This window comes from Mesorhizobium sp. B2-3-11 (assembly GCF_006442215.1).
GTDB classification, from domain to species: domain Bacteria; phylum Pseudomonadota; class Alphaproteobacteria; order Rhizobiales; family Rhizobiaceae; genus Mesorhizobium; species Mesorhizobium salmacidum.
Genome location: NZ_VFVS01000017.1, coordinates 44,756 through 62,702, shown reverse-complemented (window position 1 = coordinate 62,702; position 17,947 = coordinate 44,756). Strand labels below are relative to the sequence as shown.

At 64.5% G+C, this 17,947-nt stretch carries 14 protein-coding genes; 7 read left to right on the top strand and 7 right to left on the bottom strand.

Annotated elements, in window-relative coordinates; genetic code table 11:
• Positions 1-13 precede the first annotated feature (13 nt).
• Entirely contained in the window at positions 14-760 is a 747-nt protein-coding gene (locus FJ960_RS21700) for an MOSC domain-containing protein (protein WP_140716671.1), read from the bottom strand.
• Positions 760-2,715, bottom strand: coding sequence for an acetate--CoA ligase (gene acs / locus FJ960_RS21695; protein WP_140716669.1), 1,956 nt, complete (start codon positions 2,713-2,715; stop codon positions 760-762). Before acs ends, FJ960_RS21700 begins: the two co-directional genes overlap by 1 nt.
• 306 nt (positions 2,716-3,021) lie before the next feature.
• Between acs and FJ960_RS21690 the strand changes: the two genes are divergently transcribed.
• The gene (locus FJ960_RS21690; protein ID WP_140503972.1) at positions 3,022-3,294 is read left to right on the top strand and encodes an usg protein; all 273 of its coding nucleotides are present in this window, start codon (positions 3,022-3,024) and stop codon (positions 3,292-3,294) included.
• A 317-nt stretch (positions 3,295-3,611) separates the two neighbouring features.
• Here the strand turns inward: FJ960_RS21690 and FJ960_RS21685 are convergent, their stop codons facing one another.
• Together FJ960_RS21685 and FJ960_RS21680 are read right to left on the bottom strand one after the other, a co-directional pair.
• Positions 3,612-4,646, bottom strand: a complete 1,035-nt coding sequence (locus tag FJ960_RS21685) for an aldo/keto reductase (protein ID WP_140716667.1) — start codon at positions 4,644-4,646, stop codon at positions 3,612-3,614.
• A gap of 55 nt (positions 4,647-4,701) precedes the next feature.
• Positions 4,702-5,883: an MFS transporter gene (locus tag FJ960_RS21680; protein WP_140716665.1), complete on the bottom strand. Its 1,182-nt coding sequence runs from the start codon at positions 5,881-5,883 to the stop codon at positions 4,702-4,704.
• A gap of 118 nt (positions 5,884-6,001) precedes the next feature.
• On the opposite strand from FJ960_RS21680, the gene FJ960_RS21675 reads away from it, so the two are divergent.
• Positions 6,002-6,907, top strand: coding sequence for a LysR family transcriptional regulator (locus tag FJ960_RS21675; protein ID WP_140716663.1), 906 nt, complete (start codon positions 6,002-6,004; stop codon positions 6,905-6,907).
• A gap of 60 nt (positions 6,908-6,967) precedes the next feature.
• Here the strand turns inward: FJ960_RS21675 and FJ960_RS21670 are convergent, their stop codons facing one another.
• Entirely contained in the window at positions 6,968-8,017 is a 1,050-nt protein-coding gene (locus FJ960_RS21670; protein ID WP_140716661.1) for an aldo/keto reductase, read from the bottom strand.
• 102 nt (positions 8,018-8,119) lie between these two features.
• Positions 8,120-8,782 (bottom strand): YggS family pyridoxal phosphate-dependent enzyme, encoded by a 663-nt coding sequence (locus FJ960_RS21665; protein ID WP_140716659.1) that lies wholly within the window; start codon positions 8,780-8,782, stop codon positions 8,120-8,122.
• A gap of 152 nt (positions 8,783-8,934) precedes the next feature.
• On the opposite strand from FJ960_RS21665, the gene leuS reads away from it, so the two are divergent.
• From leuS to FJ960_RS21650, 4 genes are all read left to right on the top strand, one after another.
• A complete protein-coding gene (gene leuS / locus FJ960_RS21660; protein ID WP_140716657.1) occupies positions 8,935-11,559 on the top strand; it encodes a leucine--tRNA ligase in 2,625 nt (874 codons plus the stop codon).
• Positions 11,546-12,124 (top strand): LPS assembly lipoprotein LptE, encoded by a 579-nt coding sequence (gene lptE / locus FJ960_RS21655; protein ID WP_140503883.1) that lies wholly within the window; start codon positions 11,546-11,548, stop codon positions 12,122-12,124. The genes leuS and lptE overlap by 14 nt, the downstream gene beginning before the upstream one ends.
• A 59-nt stretch (positions 12,125-12,183) precedes the next feature.
• Positions 12,184-12,315: a hypothetical protein gene (locus FJ960_RS30175; protein WP_281405560.1), complete on the top strand. Its 132-nt coding sequence runs from the start codon at positions 12,184-12,186 to the stop codon at positions 12,313-12,315.
• Between the two features lie 64 nt (positions 12,316-12,379).
• Positions 12,380-14,926 carry a DNA translocase FtsK gene (locus FJ960_RS21650; RefSeq protein WP_140716655.1) on the top strand — a complete coding sequence of 849 codons (2,547 nt, stop codon included), beginning with the start codon at positions 12,380-12,382 and terminating at the stop codon, positions 14,924-14,926.
• A gap of 79 nt (positions 14,927-15,005) precedes the next feature.
• Here the strand turns inward: FJ960_RS21650 and fsa are convergent, their stop codons facing one another.
• Positions 15,006-15,662, bottom strand: a complete 657-nt coding sequence (fsa, locus tag FJ960_RS21645; protein ID WP_027145130.1) for a fructose-6-phosphate aldolase — start codon at positions 15,660-15,662, stop codon at positions 15,006-15,008.
• Between the two features lie 91 nt (positions 15,663-15,753).
• Between fsa and FJ960_RS21640 the strand changes: the two genes are divergently transcribed.
• A complete protein-coding gene (locus tag FJ960_RS21640) occupies positions 15,754-17,937 on the top strand; it encodes a primosomal protein N' (RefSeq protein WP_140716653.1) in 2,184 nt (727 codons plus the stop codon).
• Positions 17,938-17,947: the final 10 nt, after the last annotated feature.

Sequence of the window (17,947 nt, the reverse complement as noted above, 5' to 3'; positions counted from 1 at the left end):
TTGGGTCGGCAGGTCAGACAAACCGCATCGGCGCACCGATCTCGACACGGCCAGGCTGGTCGACGGTGCAATAGACGCCGAGATTGTGGCCGTTGTGGCGGACCAGATTGCGCAGGATCCCTGGATCATTGTCGAAACCGTCCTGGGCGATGATGGTGAAGCCGCAGCGGCGGCACGGCTCGGAGATGGTCAAGACCAGGTCGCCGATGGCGAGCTTTCGACCGATCCATTCGGTTTCGGGAAACGAGCCCTCGACCGGAGCGATGTCGACGACGATGTTGGGGCGGAAGCGGCGCGGATCGGCGGCCCCTTCCGGATGCAGTGCCTTCAGCCGCGCCAGCGATGCCGTGGTCAGGAGATGGATCGGCGCCTTGCGGTAGCGTTCCGCGGTCAGCGGACCGGCATAGCCTGCCGCATTCTCCCTGCGGAACGGCCGGATCGAGGCGCCGAAGCCGAGATAGGCCGACACGGCGCGGTCGCATTCGGCGCTGGGTGCGGCGAGCCAGTCGCCATCGGGGATGGCGATTTCCAATTCGCCGCCGTGGCTCAGCCGGGTGCGGATGCTCGGCACCTTGTGCCATTTGGCGTCACGATCGGGCCGGGCGATCTCGTTGTCCGAGATATCGACGAGGCCGAACATACGGTCGCCCTCGATGCTGTGGGTGCCGACCAGGATGGCGTCCTGGCGCTCGCCGGCGAGCGAACTCGCCGGATAGCGCCACAACTGGGTGACGGTGCCCAATGCCGCGTCTTCCCGCATCAGCCCTTCTTGTTCTGCCGGTTGGCGATGAGATCGTCGACCACGGCCGGATCGGCAAGCGTCGAGGTGTCGCCGAGTGCGGAAAAATCGTCCTCGGCGATCTTGCGCAGGATGCGGCGCATGATCTTGCCCGAACGCGTCTTGGGCAGGCCGGGCGCGAACTGGATCTTGTCGGGCGTGGCGATGGCGCCGATCTCCTTGCGGACATGGGCGACGAGTTCCTTGCGCAACTCTTCGCTCGGCTGCTCGCCGGCCATCAGCGTGACATAGCAATAGATGCCCTGGCCCTTGATGTCATGGGGATAGCCGACCACGGCGGCCTCGGAAACCTTGTCATGGCTGACCAGAGCCGATTCGACCTCGGCCGTGCCCATGCGGTGGCCGGAGACATTGATGACGTCGTCCACGCGGCCGGTGATCCAGTAGTAGCCGTCCGCATCGCGGCGGCAGCCGTCACCCGTGAAATATTTTCCCTTGTAGGCGGAAAAATAGGTCTGCACGAAACGGTCGTGATCGCCATAGACGGTGCGCATCTGGCCCGGCCAGGAATCGGTGATGCAGAGGTTGCCATCGGCCGCACCGTCCACCACCTTGCCCTCGCTGTCGACCAGTTGCGGCTGGACGCCGAAGAAGGGCCGTGTCGCCGAACCTGCCTTGAGGTCGGTAGCGCCCGGCAGCGGCGTAATCAGGATGCCGCCGGTCTCTGTCTGCCACCATGTGTCGACGATCGGCACCTTGCCGTCGCCGACGACGTTGAAATACCACTCCCAGGCTTCCGGGTTGATCGGCTCGCCGACCGAGCCCAGCACGCGCAGCGATTTTCGCGATGTCTTGGTGACATGCGCGTCGCCGGCGCCCATCAGCGCGCGCAGCGCTGTCGGGGCGGTGTAGAAGATGTTGACCTTGTGCTTGTCGATGACTTCCCAGAAGCGCGACTGCGAGGGGTAGTTCGGCACCCCCTCGAACATCAGCGTGGTGGCGCCGTTGGCGAGCGGTCCATAGACGATGTAGCTGTGGCCGGTCACCCAGCCGACATCGGCGGTGCACCAGTAGATGTCGCCGTCATGATAGTCGAAAACATATTGGTGCGTCATCGACACATAGACGAGATAGCCGGCGGTGGTGTGCAGCACGCCTTTGGGCCTGCCGGTCGAGCCCGACGTGTAGAGGATGAACAGCGGATCCTCGGCCTTCATCTTCTCCGGCTTGCACTCAGGCTTCACCGTCGCGACTTCGTCGTGATACCAGACATCGCGCCCCGGCGCCCAGCCGATCTTGCCGGCCGTGCGGCGCACGACCACGACGGTCTTGACCTTGACATGGTGCTTGGCGGCAACGTCGATCGCCTTGTCGGTGTTCTCCTTCAGAGGAATGGGTTTTCCTCCACGCAGACCCTCGTCGGCAGTGATGACGAAGGTCGATTCGCAGTCGACGATGCGGCCGGCCAAGGCATCCGGCGAAAAGCCGCCGAAGACGACCGAATGAATGGCGCCGATACGCGTGCAGGCCAGCATCGCGTAAGCCGCCTCCGGGATCATCGGCATGTAGATGGTGACGCGGTCCCCTTTCTTGACGCCGTGCTTCTTCATCACATTGGCAAGCCGGCAGACATGCTGGTAGAGCTCGTTGTAGGTGACCTTCCTGTCGTCGTAGGGGTTGTCGCCTTCCCAGATGATGGCGGTCTGGTCGCCGCGCTTCTTCAGGTGGCGGTCGATGCAATTATACGAGACGTTGGTCTGGCCATCCTCGAACCACTTGATCGAGACCTTGCCGTCGAAGGAGGTGTTCTTGACCTTGGAGAAGGGCTTGAACCAGTCGATCCGCTTGCCGTGCTTGCCCCAGAACTTGTCCGGGTTCTTCACGCTGTCGGCATACCATTTGAGGTAAGTGTCATTGTCGATCAGCGCGTTCTTCTTCCACGCCGGCTGGACGCGATGGACATGAACCTCGGACATTTCTTGGCTTTCCTCCCGAACCAATCCGCGGGCTTGAAACGCCCGCGGGATCGCGGCCACGCAGCCGCGAATTCGGCGGCATTATTACCAGTTCCGCCGCGACGGCAACATTAGACGTTGGATTCGCGTGGCGGGATGCCGCAGGAGCGCTTTCCGAGGCTGTCAGCACTCGACGCGGTTCGCTGCTAACTGCATGTTTTTGTGGGGAAAGTTCGTTCTGCGATCAAGAAAAATCAATAGACAGTTAAGTAACGGCGCGCACAATTGGTGCTTGGGAGGACAGGAGAATCAACCTTGGGAACCGCAATGCGCGACCATCTGGAAATGGACCTGATGCTCAAAGGCTACGGCCTGACCACGGCCAAGATTCTTTATCATTTTCCCGACCACCCGCATCTCCTGCAGAGCTTCGTCTGGCAGGACTACGACATCGCTCCGACATTTCCGGTGCTGATCAGGTTCATCGAATTCTGGAAGGCCAAGCTCGACGGGCCCCTGCATTCGGTCAGCTACACGCACCAGAAGCTGATCGCGCCGAACGAATGGCGCAAGGTGGATGGCGAGTTCGTGCTGCACTGAGGGTCCGGCGCAGAAGCTTTGAGGCTCGCTTGCGTTGACGGGCCGATATGCATGGCGATTGACGGAACGCCTATCGCTTCGTCATCCTAGGGCGCAGCGAGGAGCGGAGCGACGAGAGCAGACCCTAGGATCCATGCCGCGACCTCTCGACGTTGCAGCGGTCCAGAATTCTGATCCGCCGCATTGCTCAACAGCCGTCACGGCATGGATCCTCGGGTCTCCGCGACGGAGCTTCGCTCCTGCTTCGCCCGTGGATGACGAAACTGAGAGGCGTCGGCCAATCCCGAACGTTGCCGCCCAAATGAACGATCGCGAGTTTAAACCGCCGGCGGGTTCAGCCGGGCGAAGCCTTCCTGACGCCGATAGGGGAAATAGGGGTAGGGCGCGGTGACCTCGCTTGCGGCGTCGAGCTTTTTCATCTGCTCCGGCGTCAGCGTCCAGCCGACGGCGCCGAGGTTCTGTCGCAGTTGCTCCTCGTTGCGGGCGCCGATAATGACGGAGGAAACGGTCGGGCGCCGCAGCAGCCAGTTGATCGCGATCTGCGGAACCGTCTTGCCGGCTTCCTCAGCCACGGCGTCGAGCGCATCCATGACCCGATAGAGATGCTCATCCTCGACCGGCGGGCCGAAGCTCGCGGTCTCGTGCAGCCGGCTCTTTTCCGGCAAGGGCTGGCCGCGGCGGATCTTGCCGGTCAGGCGGCCCCAGCCGAGCGGGCTCCACACCAGTGCGCCGAGGCCCTGGTCGAGGCCGAGCGGCATCAGCTCCCATTCATAGTCGCGGCCGAGCAGCGAATAGTAGACCTGATGCGCGACATAGCGAGGGTAGCCGTGCATCTCCGCCAGGCCGAGCGACTTCATCACTTGCCAGCCGGAGAAGTTGGAGACGCCGACATAGCGCAGCTTGCCGGAGCGAACGAGGCCGTCCAGCGTCGACAGAACTTCCTCGATCGGCGTGCCGGCATCGAAAGCGTGCAGCTGCAGCAGGTCGATGTAGTCGGTGCCGAGGCGCTTCAGCGCGGCGTCGACCGACTTGATCAGCCGCGAGCGCGACGAGCCAAAGTCGGCCGGCCCGTCGCCCATGGGCAGCGCGGTCTTGGTCGAGATCAGCACCGCGTCGCGCCGGCCCTTGATCGCTTCGCCGAGCACCTCCTCCGAGGCGCCGTTCGAATAGACGTCGGCGGTGTCGAACAAATAGACGCCGGCCTCGAGGCAGATGTCGATGAGGCGCCGCGCTTCGCTGGCGTCACTGTTGCCCCAGGCACCGAACAGCGGGCCGGAACCGCCAAAAGTTCCGGCGCCGAATGAGAGCGCCGGCACATTCAGGCCCGATGCGCCGAGACGTCGATAGTCCATTTTCTTGCTCCTGGTGGTTTGTGAAGTGGAGAGGCGATTCGGGTGTCGGCTGATGTCACGACCGGACGGTGGCAGGCGCGCCTGATGTGGTGCCACGATCGAGGCGAAGCGCCAGTCCGGCCACGGCGAGTGCCGCCAGCGGCAGCAGGGCGGCGACCCAGGTGAGCGAACCCAGCCCAAGGCCATGGGCGATGACCGTGCCGCCAAGCCAGGCGCCGGCCGCATTGCCGAGATTGAAGGCGGCGATGTTGAACGATGAGGCCAGGCTTTGGGCGGCGCCTTGCGCCTTCTCCAGCACCCACATCTGCAGCGGCGCCACGGTGGCGAAGGCGGCCGCGCCGAGCAGGCCGACATAGATCACGGCCATGACCTGGCTGTGGATGGCGAAGCTCATCGTGGCAAGCACCAGCGCCAGCACCACGAGGCTGCCGAGCACCGCCGGCACCAGCCAGCGATCGGCGACCTTGCCGCCGGCGAGATTGCCGGCGATGAGACCGCCGCCGAAGACGAGCAGGATCGGCGACACGGCCGCTTCCCTGAAGCCGCTGATCTCGGAGAGCAACGGGGCGATGTAGGTAAAGACGGCGAAGACGCCGGCATAGCCGAGCACCGTCGTGGCGAGGCCGAGCAGGACGGGCGTGCGGCGCAGCACGGCGAGATCGGTGCGCAAATCGCTCTTCTCGAGCGCTGCGTGGCCGCGCGGCACCAGGGCCAGGATGACGGCGAAGGCGGCGAGGCCGACGGCGGTCACCGCCCAAAAGGTCGCGCGCCAGCCAAAGGCCTGGCCGAGCCAGGTGCCGAAGGGTACGCCGAGGATGTTGGCGATGGTGAGCCCAGTGAACATCAGCGCGATCGCCGAAGCTTTCCTGTTGGGCGCGACCAGGCCAGTGGCGACCACCGAGCCGACGCCGAAGAAAGTGCCATGGGCAAAGGCGGTGATGATACGGGCACCCATCAGGGTCCAGTAATCTGGCGCCAGCGCACAGGCGAGGTTGCCAATCGTGAAGATTGCCATCAACGCCAGCAGCACGGTTTTGCGCGGCCAGTTGCCGGTGGCGATGGTCAACAGGGGCGCACCGATGACAACACCGAGCGCGTAACCCGAGATCAGTTGGCCAGCGGCCGAGATCGACACACCAAGATCCTTACTGACATCCATGAGCAGGCCCATGATGACGAATTCGGTGACACCGATGCCAAAGGCACCGGCAGCGAGGGCATAGAGAGCAAGAGGCATGGCGGTCCCATCTGTCAGCAAAGGACGCCCAGTCCGCGCCCCGGCCCGGAAGATCGTGATCCGCCATGTTGTGAACCAGACTTGCCCAAGGCATATTTCCTGTGAAATAGATTCACAGATGGCCAGGCCCGATATCAACCGCTCCGGCGAGATCGAAGTCTTCGTATGCGTCGTCGAAGCGGGGAGCTTCTCGGCCGCGGCGCGGCGGCTGCGCATGACGCCGTCGGCGGTGAGCAAGCTGATCGCGCGGCTCGAAACACGGCTTGGCGCGCGGCTTGTCAGCCGCTCGACGCGCAAGCTCCAGCTCACGCCGGAAGGGACGTCCTTCTACGACAGCGGCGTGCGCGTCCTGGCTGACCTCGATGCCGCCGAGCGGGAAGCGGCGGCGGGTGCGGCGCCGCGCGGGCGGCTGAGGGTCAATGCCTATGTGCCGTTTGGCCAACACCGGCTAATGGCACTGCTGCCGCGCTTTCTGGCACGGTATCCGGAGATTTTCGTCGAGGCTGTGCTGACCGACAGCGTGATCGATCTGTTGGAAGAGCGCGCCGATGTCGCGATCCGCGCCGGGCCGCTTCGCGAGTCACGGCTGGTGGCGCGCAAGCTCGGCCAGAGCCGGATGGTGGTGGTTGCCGCGCCTGCCTATCTCGAAGCGCGCGGCACGCCGCTGACGCCCGGCGATCTCGGCCGTCACAACATGCTTGCCTTCGGTTTCGTCCGATACATCGATGGCTGGCCGTTCATCGACGCGGCCGGCGCACCGGTCATGGTCCCGATCGCAGGCTCTGCCACGGTGAGCGACGGCGAGGCGATGCGGCTGTCCGCCCTATCAGGGGCGGGCATTGCGCGGCTGGCGCGCTGGCATGTCGAGCCCGACATCGCCGCCGGCCGGCTGGTGCCGCTGCTGGAAGACTTCAACCCCGGCGACGAAGAGCCGACGCATGCCGTCTATGTCGGTCAGGGCAAACACCTGCCTGCACGTGTGCGGGCCTTTCTCGACTTTCTCGCAGAGACCGTCCGGCTGTAGTCGAAGCCGCGCGTCCATGGGACACGCGGCGTCGAAAAGACTGGCTTGCCAGCGGTAGGGCTATGCCTTCGGGACGAAAGGCGCCGGACGACGGCCGGCGCCCTGGCGTTCGACCATCCAGCCGGGATATTCGGCCGGCAAGGCGCTCACTTCGTCCAGCCTGGCGAGGTCGTCGGCATCGAGCTTGAGGCTGGTGGCGGCGAGGTTCTGCTCGAGTTGCTCCATGCGGCTGGCGCCGATGATCACACTCATGACGAAAGGCTTGGCCAGGACATAGCCGAGCGCCACGGTGGCGACGCTGACATCATGTTTCTTGGCGACCTCGCGCATGACGGCGACCGCTGCCCAGGCGCGGTCCTCGTTGACCGGCGGGAAGTTGAAGGACGCGCGGCGGCCCTCGCCGTTGCCCGGCGCGCCGGGGCCATATTTGCCGGACAGCAGCCCGCCGGCCATCGGCGACCATACCATCAGGCCGAGCTTCTCCTCGTTGATCAGCGGCACGATCTCGCGCTCGAGGTCGCGGCCGGCGATCGAATAATAGGACTGGATGGTCTCGAAACGGGCAAAACCCTTGCGGTCGGCGATGCCGAGCGCCTTGGCGATGCGCCAGGCCTGCCAGTTGGACACGCCGACATAGCGGACCTTGCCACTAGTGACGAGATCATCGAGTGCCCGCAGCGTCTCGTCGATCGGCGTCACCGCGTCGGTGCCGTGCAACTGATAGAGATCGATGTGGTCGAGCTGCAGCCGTTCGAGGCTGGCATCGATCGAATCCATGATGTGGCCGCGCGACGAGCCGCGCTGGTTCGGCCCGTCGCCCATGGCGGCATGGACCTTGGTGGCGATGACCACGTTCGACCTGGCAACACCGAGATCCCTAAGCGACTGGCCGAGAAGGCGTTCGGACTCGCCGACGGAATAGACGTCGGCCGTGTCGAAGAAGTTGACGCCGGCGGCGATCGAGCGGCCGACGATTTCGTTGACGCCCTTCTGGTCGAGGCTGGCGATCAGGCCCCATTGGGCGTTCTGGCCGGCGGCGCCGAAGGTCATGGTGCCGAGGCAAAGTTCGGAGACGAAAAGCCCGGTATTTCCAAGCTGATTATAACGCATCGTGAGGCTCCAGGAGGATGTGTGGTGACATCGGGACAAATAGGAACGGTACGTTTCGTTTCAAGCGCTGGGGCAATGAATTAGCCGGGCTGGCCTAAGCGACTACCGGTTGCCGAAGATCGCCGAACCCACGCGGACGCTGGTGGCACCGAAGGCGATCGCGGTCTCGTAGTCGCCGGACATGCCCATCGACAGTTTGGCGGCGCCGGCCTCTCTCGCCATTTTTTTTAGCAGTGCGAAATGCGGGCCGGGATTCTCGTCCGCCGGCGGAATACACATAAGGCCTTCGATGGCGAGGCCATGAACTTCCCGGCAGCGCCTGACGAAGGCGACCGCCTCGCGCGGTTCGATGCCGGCTTTCTGCGGTTCGGAACCGGTATTCACCTGGACATAGAGCTTTGGCGCACGGCCTTGCCTGGCAATTTCCTTGGCGAGCTCGGCGGCGATCTTGTCGCGGTCGATGGTCTCGATGACGTCGAACAGCGCCACCGCCTCCCTCGCCTTGTTCGACTGCAGCGGGCCGATCAGGTGTAGTTCGATATCGGGGAAAGCCTTCTTCAGCGCTGGCCATTTGCCTTGTGCTTCCTGGACGCGGTTCTCGCCGAAGACGCGTTGGCCGGCCTCGATCACCGGCTGGATATCGAGCGCGTCGAAGGTCTTGGAGACCGCCACCAGCGTCACCGCGCCGGCTTCACGGCCGGCCTCCTGCTCGGCGGCGGCGATCTTCGCCTTGACCGCGAAAAACTGCTGAACGGTGTCGCCCATATGCAAATCCCGCTGTTTGACTCGCGTTTTTGTCAGCCGCGACGCCCATATGGTTGACGGGTTTGCCAAACCATGGTGAACACCCGGACCACATTTCGTGAACTGCCGGGCTCTTGCCCGCAGTTCGCATGCTTTTAAGTGAAAAACGTCCCATGGCAACCGAACGATACAATCCGCGCGCGTCAGAACCCAAATGGCAGAAGGTCTGGGCCGAAAAGAAGCTTTTCGAAGCGCACAATGACGATCCGCGCCCGAAATACTACGTGCTGGAGATGTTCCCCTATCCGTCGGGGCGCATCCATATCGGCCATACCCGCAATTATACGATGGGCGACGTGGTGGCGCGCTACAAGCGGGCCAAGGGCTTCAACGTGCTGCATCCGATGGGCTGGGACGCCTTCGGCATGCCGGCCGAGAACGCGGCCATGCAGAACAAGGTCCATCCCAAGGAGTGGACCTACCAGAACATCGCCACCATGCGCGAGCAGCTCAAGGTGATGGGCCTGTCGCTGGACTGGGCGCGCGAATTCGCCACCTGCGACGTCGATTATTACCACCGCCAGCAGATGCTGTTCCTCGACTTCGTCGCGAAGGGGCTGGTGACGCGCAAATCTTCCAAGGTCAACTGGGACCCGGAGGACATGACGGTGCTCGCCAACGAGCAGGTCATCGACGGGCGCGGCTGGCGCTCCGGCGCGCTGGTCGAACAGCGCGAGCTGACGCAATGGTTCTTCAAGATCACCGACTTCGCGCAGGACCTGCTGGATTCATTGGACGGCCTCGACGAATGGCCCGAAAAAGTGAAGCTGATGCAGCAGAACTGGATCGGCCGTTCGGAAGGCTTGCTGATCCGCTGGCCGCTGGCCTCGGAAATTGCCGGCGAGCATGAGTTGGAGGTCTACACGACGCGGCCCGACACCATTTTCGGCGCCTCGTTCATGGCGATCGCCGCTGATCACCCGCTGGCCAAGAAGGCCGCGGCGACCAATCCGGCGCTGGCGAAGTTCATCGATGAAGTGCGCCATATGGGCACTTCGGTGGCGGCTCTCGAGACGGCCGAGAAGAAGGGCTTCGACACCGGTATCCGCGTCGTCCATCCCTTCGACGATACCTGGACGCTGCCGGTCTATGTCGCCAATTTCGTGCTGATGGAATACGGCACCGGCGCCATCTTCGGCTGCCCGGCGCATGACCAGCGCGACCTCGACTTCGCCAACAAATACGGCCTGCCGGTGGTGCCGGTGGTGATGCCGGACGGCGAGAACCCGTCGGCTTTCCAGATCATCGACGAGGCCTATGTCGACGATGGCGCGATGATCAATTCGCGTTTCCTCGACGGCATGAAGCCGGACCGGGCTTTCGACGAGGTCGCGAACCTGCTGGAACAGAAGACGATCGGCAACCGGCCGATGGCCGAGCGCAAGGTGAATTTCCGCCTGCGCGACTGGGGCATTTCGCGCCAGCGCTACTGGGGCTGCCCGATCCCGATGATCCATTGCGAGGATTGCGGCGTGGTGCCGGTGCCGAAGGCCGACCTACCGGTCAAGCTGCCGGACGACGTCGATTTCGACCGGCCAGGCAATCCGCTCGACCGTCACCCGACGTGGCGGCATGTGAAGTGCCCGCAATGCGGCAAGGACGCGCGGCGCGAAACCGACACGATGGACACGTTCGTCGATTCGTCCTGGTACTTCGCCCGCTTCACGGCGCCCTGGGCCCATGAGCCGACCGATCCCAGAGCAGCGAACGAGTGGCTGGCCGTCGATCAGTATATTGGCGGTATCGAGCATGCGATCCTGCATCTGCTCTATTCGCGCTTCTTCACCCGCGCCATGCGCGAGACCGGCCATGTCGACCTGGCCGAGCCGTTCAAGGGCCTGTTCACGCAAGGCATGGTGGTGCACGAAACCTACCGTGTCGGCTCGGCATCGAATGGCCGCTGGCTGGCGCCGACCGAAGTGCGTCTGGAGGAAGTCGACGGCAAGCGCCGCGCCATCGACATCGCCACGGGCGAGGCGGTCACCATCGGCCCGCTCGAGAAGATGTCGAAGTCGAAAAAGAACACGGTGAGCCCGGAAGACATCACCGATGGCTACGGCGCTGACACGGCGCGCTGGTTCATGCTGTCGGATTCACCGCCCGAACGCGATGTCGAGTGGACCGACGAAGGTGCCGCCGGCGCACATCGTTTCATGCAGCGCATCTGGCGCCTGGTGTCGACGGCGGCCGAGACGCTGGCAGGGGTCACACCCAAGGCGGTCAATGACGGCGAGGCCGGAGCGGTTTCCAAGGCCGCGCACAAGATCCTGAAGGCGGTCGGCGAAGACATCGAGAAGCTCGCCTTCAACCGTGCCATCGCCCGCATCTATGAACTGGCCAACGCGCTGACCACCCCGCTCAACGAGGTGGCGGAAGCCAAGGCCGATCCGGCGCTGAAAAACGCCTGCCGCGAGGCCGTCGAGATCATGGTGCACCTGATCGCGCCTGTCATGCCGCACCTTGCCGAAGAGTGCTGGGAGACGCTGGGCGGCAGCGATCTGGTGGCCGAACGGCCGTGGCCGGTCTTCGATCCGGCGCTGGTCGTCGACAATGAAGTCACCTATCCGGTACAGGTCAACGGTAAGAAGCGGGGGGATTTGACAATTGCCCGCGACGCGGACCAAGGTGCGGTCGAAAAAGCGGTCTTGGCTCTCGACTTCGTGCAGAAGGCACTTGAAGGCAAGACTCCGCGCAAGGTGATCATCGTGCCGCAGAGGATCGTCAATGTCGTTGCCTGATCGGGAAAAGACAGAGTTGAGCCGTTTGCTGCGCCGCATCGCGCTTGCCGGTCTTGTCGGCTCGCTTGCGCTCGTCTCGGCCTGTCAGGTGCGGCCGCTCTATTCGAGCGCGCCGCTGTCGACCGGCTCCACAGCCAATGCCGAGCTGGCGTCGATCGCCGTCAAGCCGGTCCGGACGCGTTACGCCCAGCAGGTGCGCAACAATCTGATCTTTGGGTTCGGGCGCGGTGCCGGCGAACCGGCTTCGGCACTTTATTCGCTCGATCTCGGTGTGACCGAAGCCGTTGAATCCTCGGCACTCGTCCAGGTTGGAACCGATCAAGACGAGCCGACCGCCGGTTCGGTGACGCTGACCGCCGGCTACACGCTGACCGATGCGAAAACCGGCGCGGTGATCGCGGTCGGCAGGCGGGCGATCACCTCGTCCTTCGACAGGCCGCGTCAGGAATTTGCCTCCTACCGGGCGCAGATCGACGCCGAGAACCGTGCCGCGCGCGAACTGGCCGAGGCCCTGCAACTGTCAATCGCGCAGGATCTGGCCCGACACGGCAAGGCAGCCAGCTAGCGCCACTCTTCGTTCACGAAAGACGTCCTCTCGATCCTGGTGCCCCCGGCTGTTTCCCGATGGCCAAGGGCCGGCGCTTGCACATGCTCGGCCCGCATATGTGGATGATCGTCGAATACGATCCAGCGCTCGAATCCGTATCGTTCGGCATCGCCGCGAAAGATATTTTTCGCTCGCTCCAACGGCACTGACGGAAGCAACTGTTAACCACTCGCTCCCTATTGCTCAGCAGACGTTCCACAGTGAGTCTTGAGCATGGAAGCCAGGCGTTTTTCTCGGGTCAATTCATTGCACACAGCTTCGCCCGATGACCCCGAAAGGGAGCGCTCCGGCGGCCCGCGCGGCAAGGTGGATGTCAGCCAATCCGGTGCTTCCCATGCGGGCCAGTCCGGACGGGTAGCCGATCCCGGCGACGACCGCAGACCCTCCGTCGGGCCGAATGGGAAACCCGCGGCGGACAATGCTTTCCCGCAGGGCGACACCGAAAGCCCCGCCTGGCAAGAGTATTTTTTCCTTGCGCCCAATGTGCGTTTTACACGCACGCCGGACTATGAACCCAAGCATCGCCAACCTCATGACGTGGTTGCCGCGCAGGGCGGTCCGCAGGCGCCCCCGACGCAGCAGGTCGGGCCTGGCGCCGTCATGCATCGCGGACCATCACCGGCCGCGTCCGCTCAGCCGGCGCGCGGCGGCGAGACGTCGCAAGGTGTTCAGCCGACGGCTCCGAAGATGCCCGCAACGGCACGAGCGGCCACGCGCCCGGCGCCCGTTGTCGTGAATGGCGCGCCGGTCAGAACAGCCACCGCTGAAAAAGCCCGGCGGCCCTATCTTTCGGATCACGCCTTCTTCGAGGGCTTGGCTCCGCTTCTGGTTGACGTGACGTCGCCGCCCCGCTCAGTCAGCCCGGTTTCGCGTGTACCGGTCGCGGCAGCGCCGGTCGCCGCGGCGCGGGCCGACATCTCCGCGTCCGCCGTGGCCGATGTCACCACCTTGTTCCGTGTCATCGAATGCCTTCCGGGCCAGGCCTCGTCCGCACTGCCGGACGTCTTTCCGGCCAACTCCAACAAGGCCCTGGTCGAGCCGCCCGTTCCGGCGGGCAGGGCTGTCCGGCAGGGCCGGACGACGGCAGTGGTCGCATCTGCCGCAAGCAGCGCCGCCCCACTTGTGCAGCGCGTGGAGGAAACCGTTGCCACCGTGCGCGGGCCGTCGCTGCCCATGGCTGGCAAGGTTGCGCGGCCGGTGACGGGCGAAAGCTACGAGCTTCCCTCGGAGGAACTGCTGCAGCAGCCGCCGGAAGGGCAGGGCTTCTACATGTCGCAGGAGCGGCTCGAGCAGAATGCCGATCTCCTGGAAAGCGTGCTGGAGGATTTCGGCGTTCGCGGCGAGATCATCCACGTTCGCCCTGGCCCGGTCGTTACCCTCTACGAGTTCGAGCCGGCGCCAGGTGTCAAGTCGTCGCGCGTCATTGGCCTCGCCGACGATATCGCCCGCTCCATGTCGGCGGTCTCGGCGCGCGTCGCCGTCGTGCCCGGCCGCAATGTCATCGGTATCGAGCTGCCGAACGAGACCCGCGAAACCGTCTATTTCCGCGAACTGATCGAATCGCAGGGCTTCCGCAAGACCAGCTGCAAGCTGGCGCTTTGCCTTGGCAAGACGATCGGCGGCGAACCTGTCATTGCCGAGCTGGCGAAAATGCCGCACCTGCTCGTCGCCGGCACCACCGGCTCCGGCAAGTCGGTCGCCATCAACACCATGATCCTGTCGCTGCTCTACCGGCTGAAGCCGGAAGAATGCCGGCTGATCATGGTCGACCCGAAAATGCTTGAGCTCTCCGTCTATGACGGTATCCCGCACCTTCTGACCCCCGTCGTCACGGATCCCAAGAAGGCCGTTACCGCGCTCAAATGGGCGGTGCGCGAGATGGAGGATCGCTATCGCAAGATGGCGCGGCTCGGCGTGCGCAACATCGACGGCTACAATGAGCGCGCCGCCCAAGTCCGCGACAAGGGCGAGACGGTCGTCATGACCGTGCAGGCCGGCTTCGAGAAGGGCACCGGCGAGCCGCTGTTCGAACAGCAGGAAATCGATCTCGCGCCGATGCCCTACATCGTCGTCATCGTCGACGAGATGGCCGACCTCATGATGGTTGCCGGCAAGGAGATCGAAGGCGCCATCCAGCGCCTGGCGCAGATGGCGCGCGCCGCCGGCATCCACCTGATCATGGCAACGCAGCGGCCTTCGGTCGATGTCATCACCGGCACGATCAAGGCCAATTTCCCGACCCGCATCTCCTTTCAGGTCACCTCCAAGATCGACAGCCGCACCATCCTGGGCGAGCAGGGCGCCGAGCAACTGCTCGGCCAGGGCGACATGCTGCACATGATGGGCGGCGGGCGCATCGCCCGTGTGCACGGCCCCTTTGTTTCCGACGCCGAGGTCGAGCATGTCGTGGCGCATCTGAAGGCGCAGGGCCGTCCCGAATATCTGGAGACCGTGACGGCCGACGAGGATGAAGAGGAAGAGGAGGGCGACCAGGGTCCGGTCTTCGACAAGGGAGCCGTTGCCGCCGAGGATGGCGATCCCAGCTATGACGAAGCGGTCAAGGTGGTGTTGCGCGACAAGAAATGTTCGACGTCCTACATCCAGCGCCGCCTCGGCATCGGCTACAACCGCGCGGCTTCACTGGTCGAACGCATGGAGAAGGAGGGTCTGGTCGGCGCACCCAACCATGTCGGCAAGCGCGAGATCATGGCGGGCAAGCGCCCGTCGCCTATCGCGCCACCCGACGACGGCACGGACTGATCGGGCGGTCAGCTCTTGATCCGCAGCGTATGAAAAAGGCCGGTTGCCCGGCCTTTCTTCGTATCTGGTGTGGGACCGCTCAGCCGATCTTCTGGCCGGTCTTGGCCCAATCGGCGAGGAAGGCGGCCAGGCCCTTGTCGGTCAGCGGATGGTTGACCAGCGCCTTCAGCGTCGCCGGCGGCGCGGTGATGACGTCGGCGCCGATGAGAGCCGCCTGCTTGACGTGGTTCACCGTGCGCACGGAAGCGGTCAGGATCTCGGTCTGGAAATCGTAATTGTCGTAGATCTGACGGATCTCCTGGATCAGCTCCATGCCGTCCGAGCCGGTGTCGTCGATGCGGCCGACGAAGGGCGAGATGAAGGACGCGCCGGCCTTGGCCGCGAGCAGCGCCTGGGTGGCCGAGAAGCACAGCGTGACGTTGACCATGCGGTTCATCTCGGTGCGGATCGTCTTGCAGGCCTTCAGGCCGTCCAGCGTCAGCGGCACCTTGATGGCAATATTGGGCGCGATCTTGGCCAGCACCTCGGCCTCGGCCATCATCTGCTTGAACTCGGTCGCCACGACCTCGGCCGAGACCGGGCCTTCGACGATGTCGCAGATCTGCTTGGTGACCTCGATGATCTTGCCGCCCGATTTCAGGATCAGGGAGGGATTGGTGGTGACGCCATCGAGCAGTCCCAGATCGTTCAGTTCCTTGATCTCTTTGATATCGGCGGTGTCGGCAAAAAATTTCATGGCGGGTCTCCTGACGATTTCGTCGTGCTTGGGAAGGCACGTTCAGCGTTGCTCTTTGATCTAGACCAAAGTCAGGGCAAGGTCACGCCTCATGATCGAAGATTCGCCCTTTGTCGTGGCCGCGCCGGTGCTGGTGCCGATGCCGGCCGAACGCCCCTACACCTATGCCGTGCCGGCCGGCATGCGCGTGGTGCCGGGTTCGATCGTGCGCGTGCCGCTCGGGCCGCGCCAGGTCGCCGGCATTGTCTGGGACGGCGTTGTCGAGCAGGTCGATGCCAGGAAATTGCGCCCGATCGAGCAGGTTTTCGACTGTCCGCCAATCGACCGCGCCATGCGCCGCTTCGTTGACTGGGTGGCGCAGTACACGCTGTCGCCGCCGGGCATGGTGGCGCGCATGCTGCTCAGGGCGCCGGAGGCCTTTGATCCCGAACCCTGGATCGAAGGGCTTCAGCGCACCCTGCTCGTGCCCGATCGGATGACCGATGCCAGGGCCCGCGTGCTGGAGACGGCCGAAGGCGGGCTGGCCTGGACGCGCTCCGGGCTCGCGCACGCCGCGGGCGTATCGTCGACGGTGATCGAGGGGCTGAAAGCGCAAGGCGTGTTCGAGACGGTGATGATCCTGCCGCGCCCGGTGGTGGCCGCGCCTGATCCCAGCTATGCCGTTCCCGAACTGATGCCGGACCAGAACGAGGCCGCGTCGATGCTGCGCGCCAATGTCGCGGCCGGCGAGTTCAATGTCACGTTGCTCGACGGCGTCACCGGTTCGGGCAAGACGGAGGTTTATTTCGAGGCGGTGGCGGCCGCGCTCGAGCAGGGCAAGCAGGTGCTTATCCTGCTGCCGGAAATCGCCTTGACGCACGCCTTTCTCGAACGCTTCCAGCAACGTTTCGGCGCCAAGCCGGGCGAATGGCATTCGGATTTGCCACCGCGAATGCGTGAAAAAGTCTGGCGGCAAGTGGCGGAAGGCGGCGTGCGCGTCGTTGCCGGCGCGCGCTCGGCGCTGTTCCTGCCGTTCCGCGAGCTTGGCCTGATCGTGGTCGACGAGGAGCACGACCCCGCCTACAAGCAGGAAGACCGCGTCTTCTACAATGCGCGAGACATGGCTGTCGTGCGCGGCCATATAGGCGGCTTCCCCGTGGTCCTGGCATCGGCGACGCCGTCGGTCGAGAGCCGGGTCAATGCCAGCCAGGGCCGTTATGCCAGGGCTGTGCTTTCCGCCCGCTTCGCCGAGGCGGCACTTCCCGATCTCAAGTCGATCGACATGCGCCGCGTCCCGCCCGCCCGTGGCGGCTTCCTGTCGCCGGTGCTGATCGACCATATGCGCCGGACGCTGGAGAAGAAGGAGCAGTCGCTGCTGTTTCTCAACCGGCGTGGCTATGCGCCGCTGACGCTGTGCCGGGTCTGCGGCCATCGCTTCGGCTGTCCGGTGTGCTCGGCCTGGCTGGTCGAACACCGCTTTCGCGGCCAGTTGGTGTGTCATCACTGCGGTCACAATGAGCGCCGTCCCGAAGCCTGCCCGGAATGCGGCACGCTCGACCATCTGGTGGCTTGCGGGCCGGGGGTCGAACGCATCGCCGAGGAGGTCGTGACGCATTTCCCGGACGCGCGCACCATCGTGCTGTCCTCGGACATAATGGGCGGTGTACGACGATTGCGGCTGGAGCTGGAGGCAATCGCCAATGGCGAGGCCGATATCGTCATCGGCACGCAACTGGTCGCCAAGGGCCACAATTTCCCGAACATGACGCTGGTCGGTGTCGTCGACGCCGATCTCGGCCTTGCCAATGGCGATCCGCGGGCCGCCGAGCGCACGTTTCAGCTGCTCAGCCAGGTGACCGGCCGTGCCGGCCGCACCGGCAAGAAGAGCCTTGGCCTGCTGCAGACCTTCCAGCCCGACCATCCGGTGATGCGGGCGATCGTCTCAGGCGATGCCGAGTCTTTCTACCAGCGCGAGATTTCGGAGCGCGAACGCGCTGCCTTGCCGCCCTTCGGCCGGTTGGCCGGCGTCATCGTCAGCGCGGTGACGCGGGCGGAAGCGGAAGGCCATGCACGCGGCCTGCGCCGCGCGGCACCGGAAGCGTCGGACCTGTTCGTGCTCGGGCCGGCGGAAGCTCCGCTGTCGCTGCTGGGCGGCCGCCACCGCTTCCGCCTGCTGATCCAGGGCGAACGGCGCGCCGACATGCAAGGTTTTATCAGAGCCATGCTCGCCAACGGACCGAAGCAGCGCGGCTCGGTCCGGGTGCAGGTTGACATCGACCCCCAGAGTTTTTTGTAGGACGCAATTT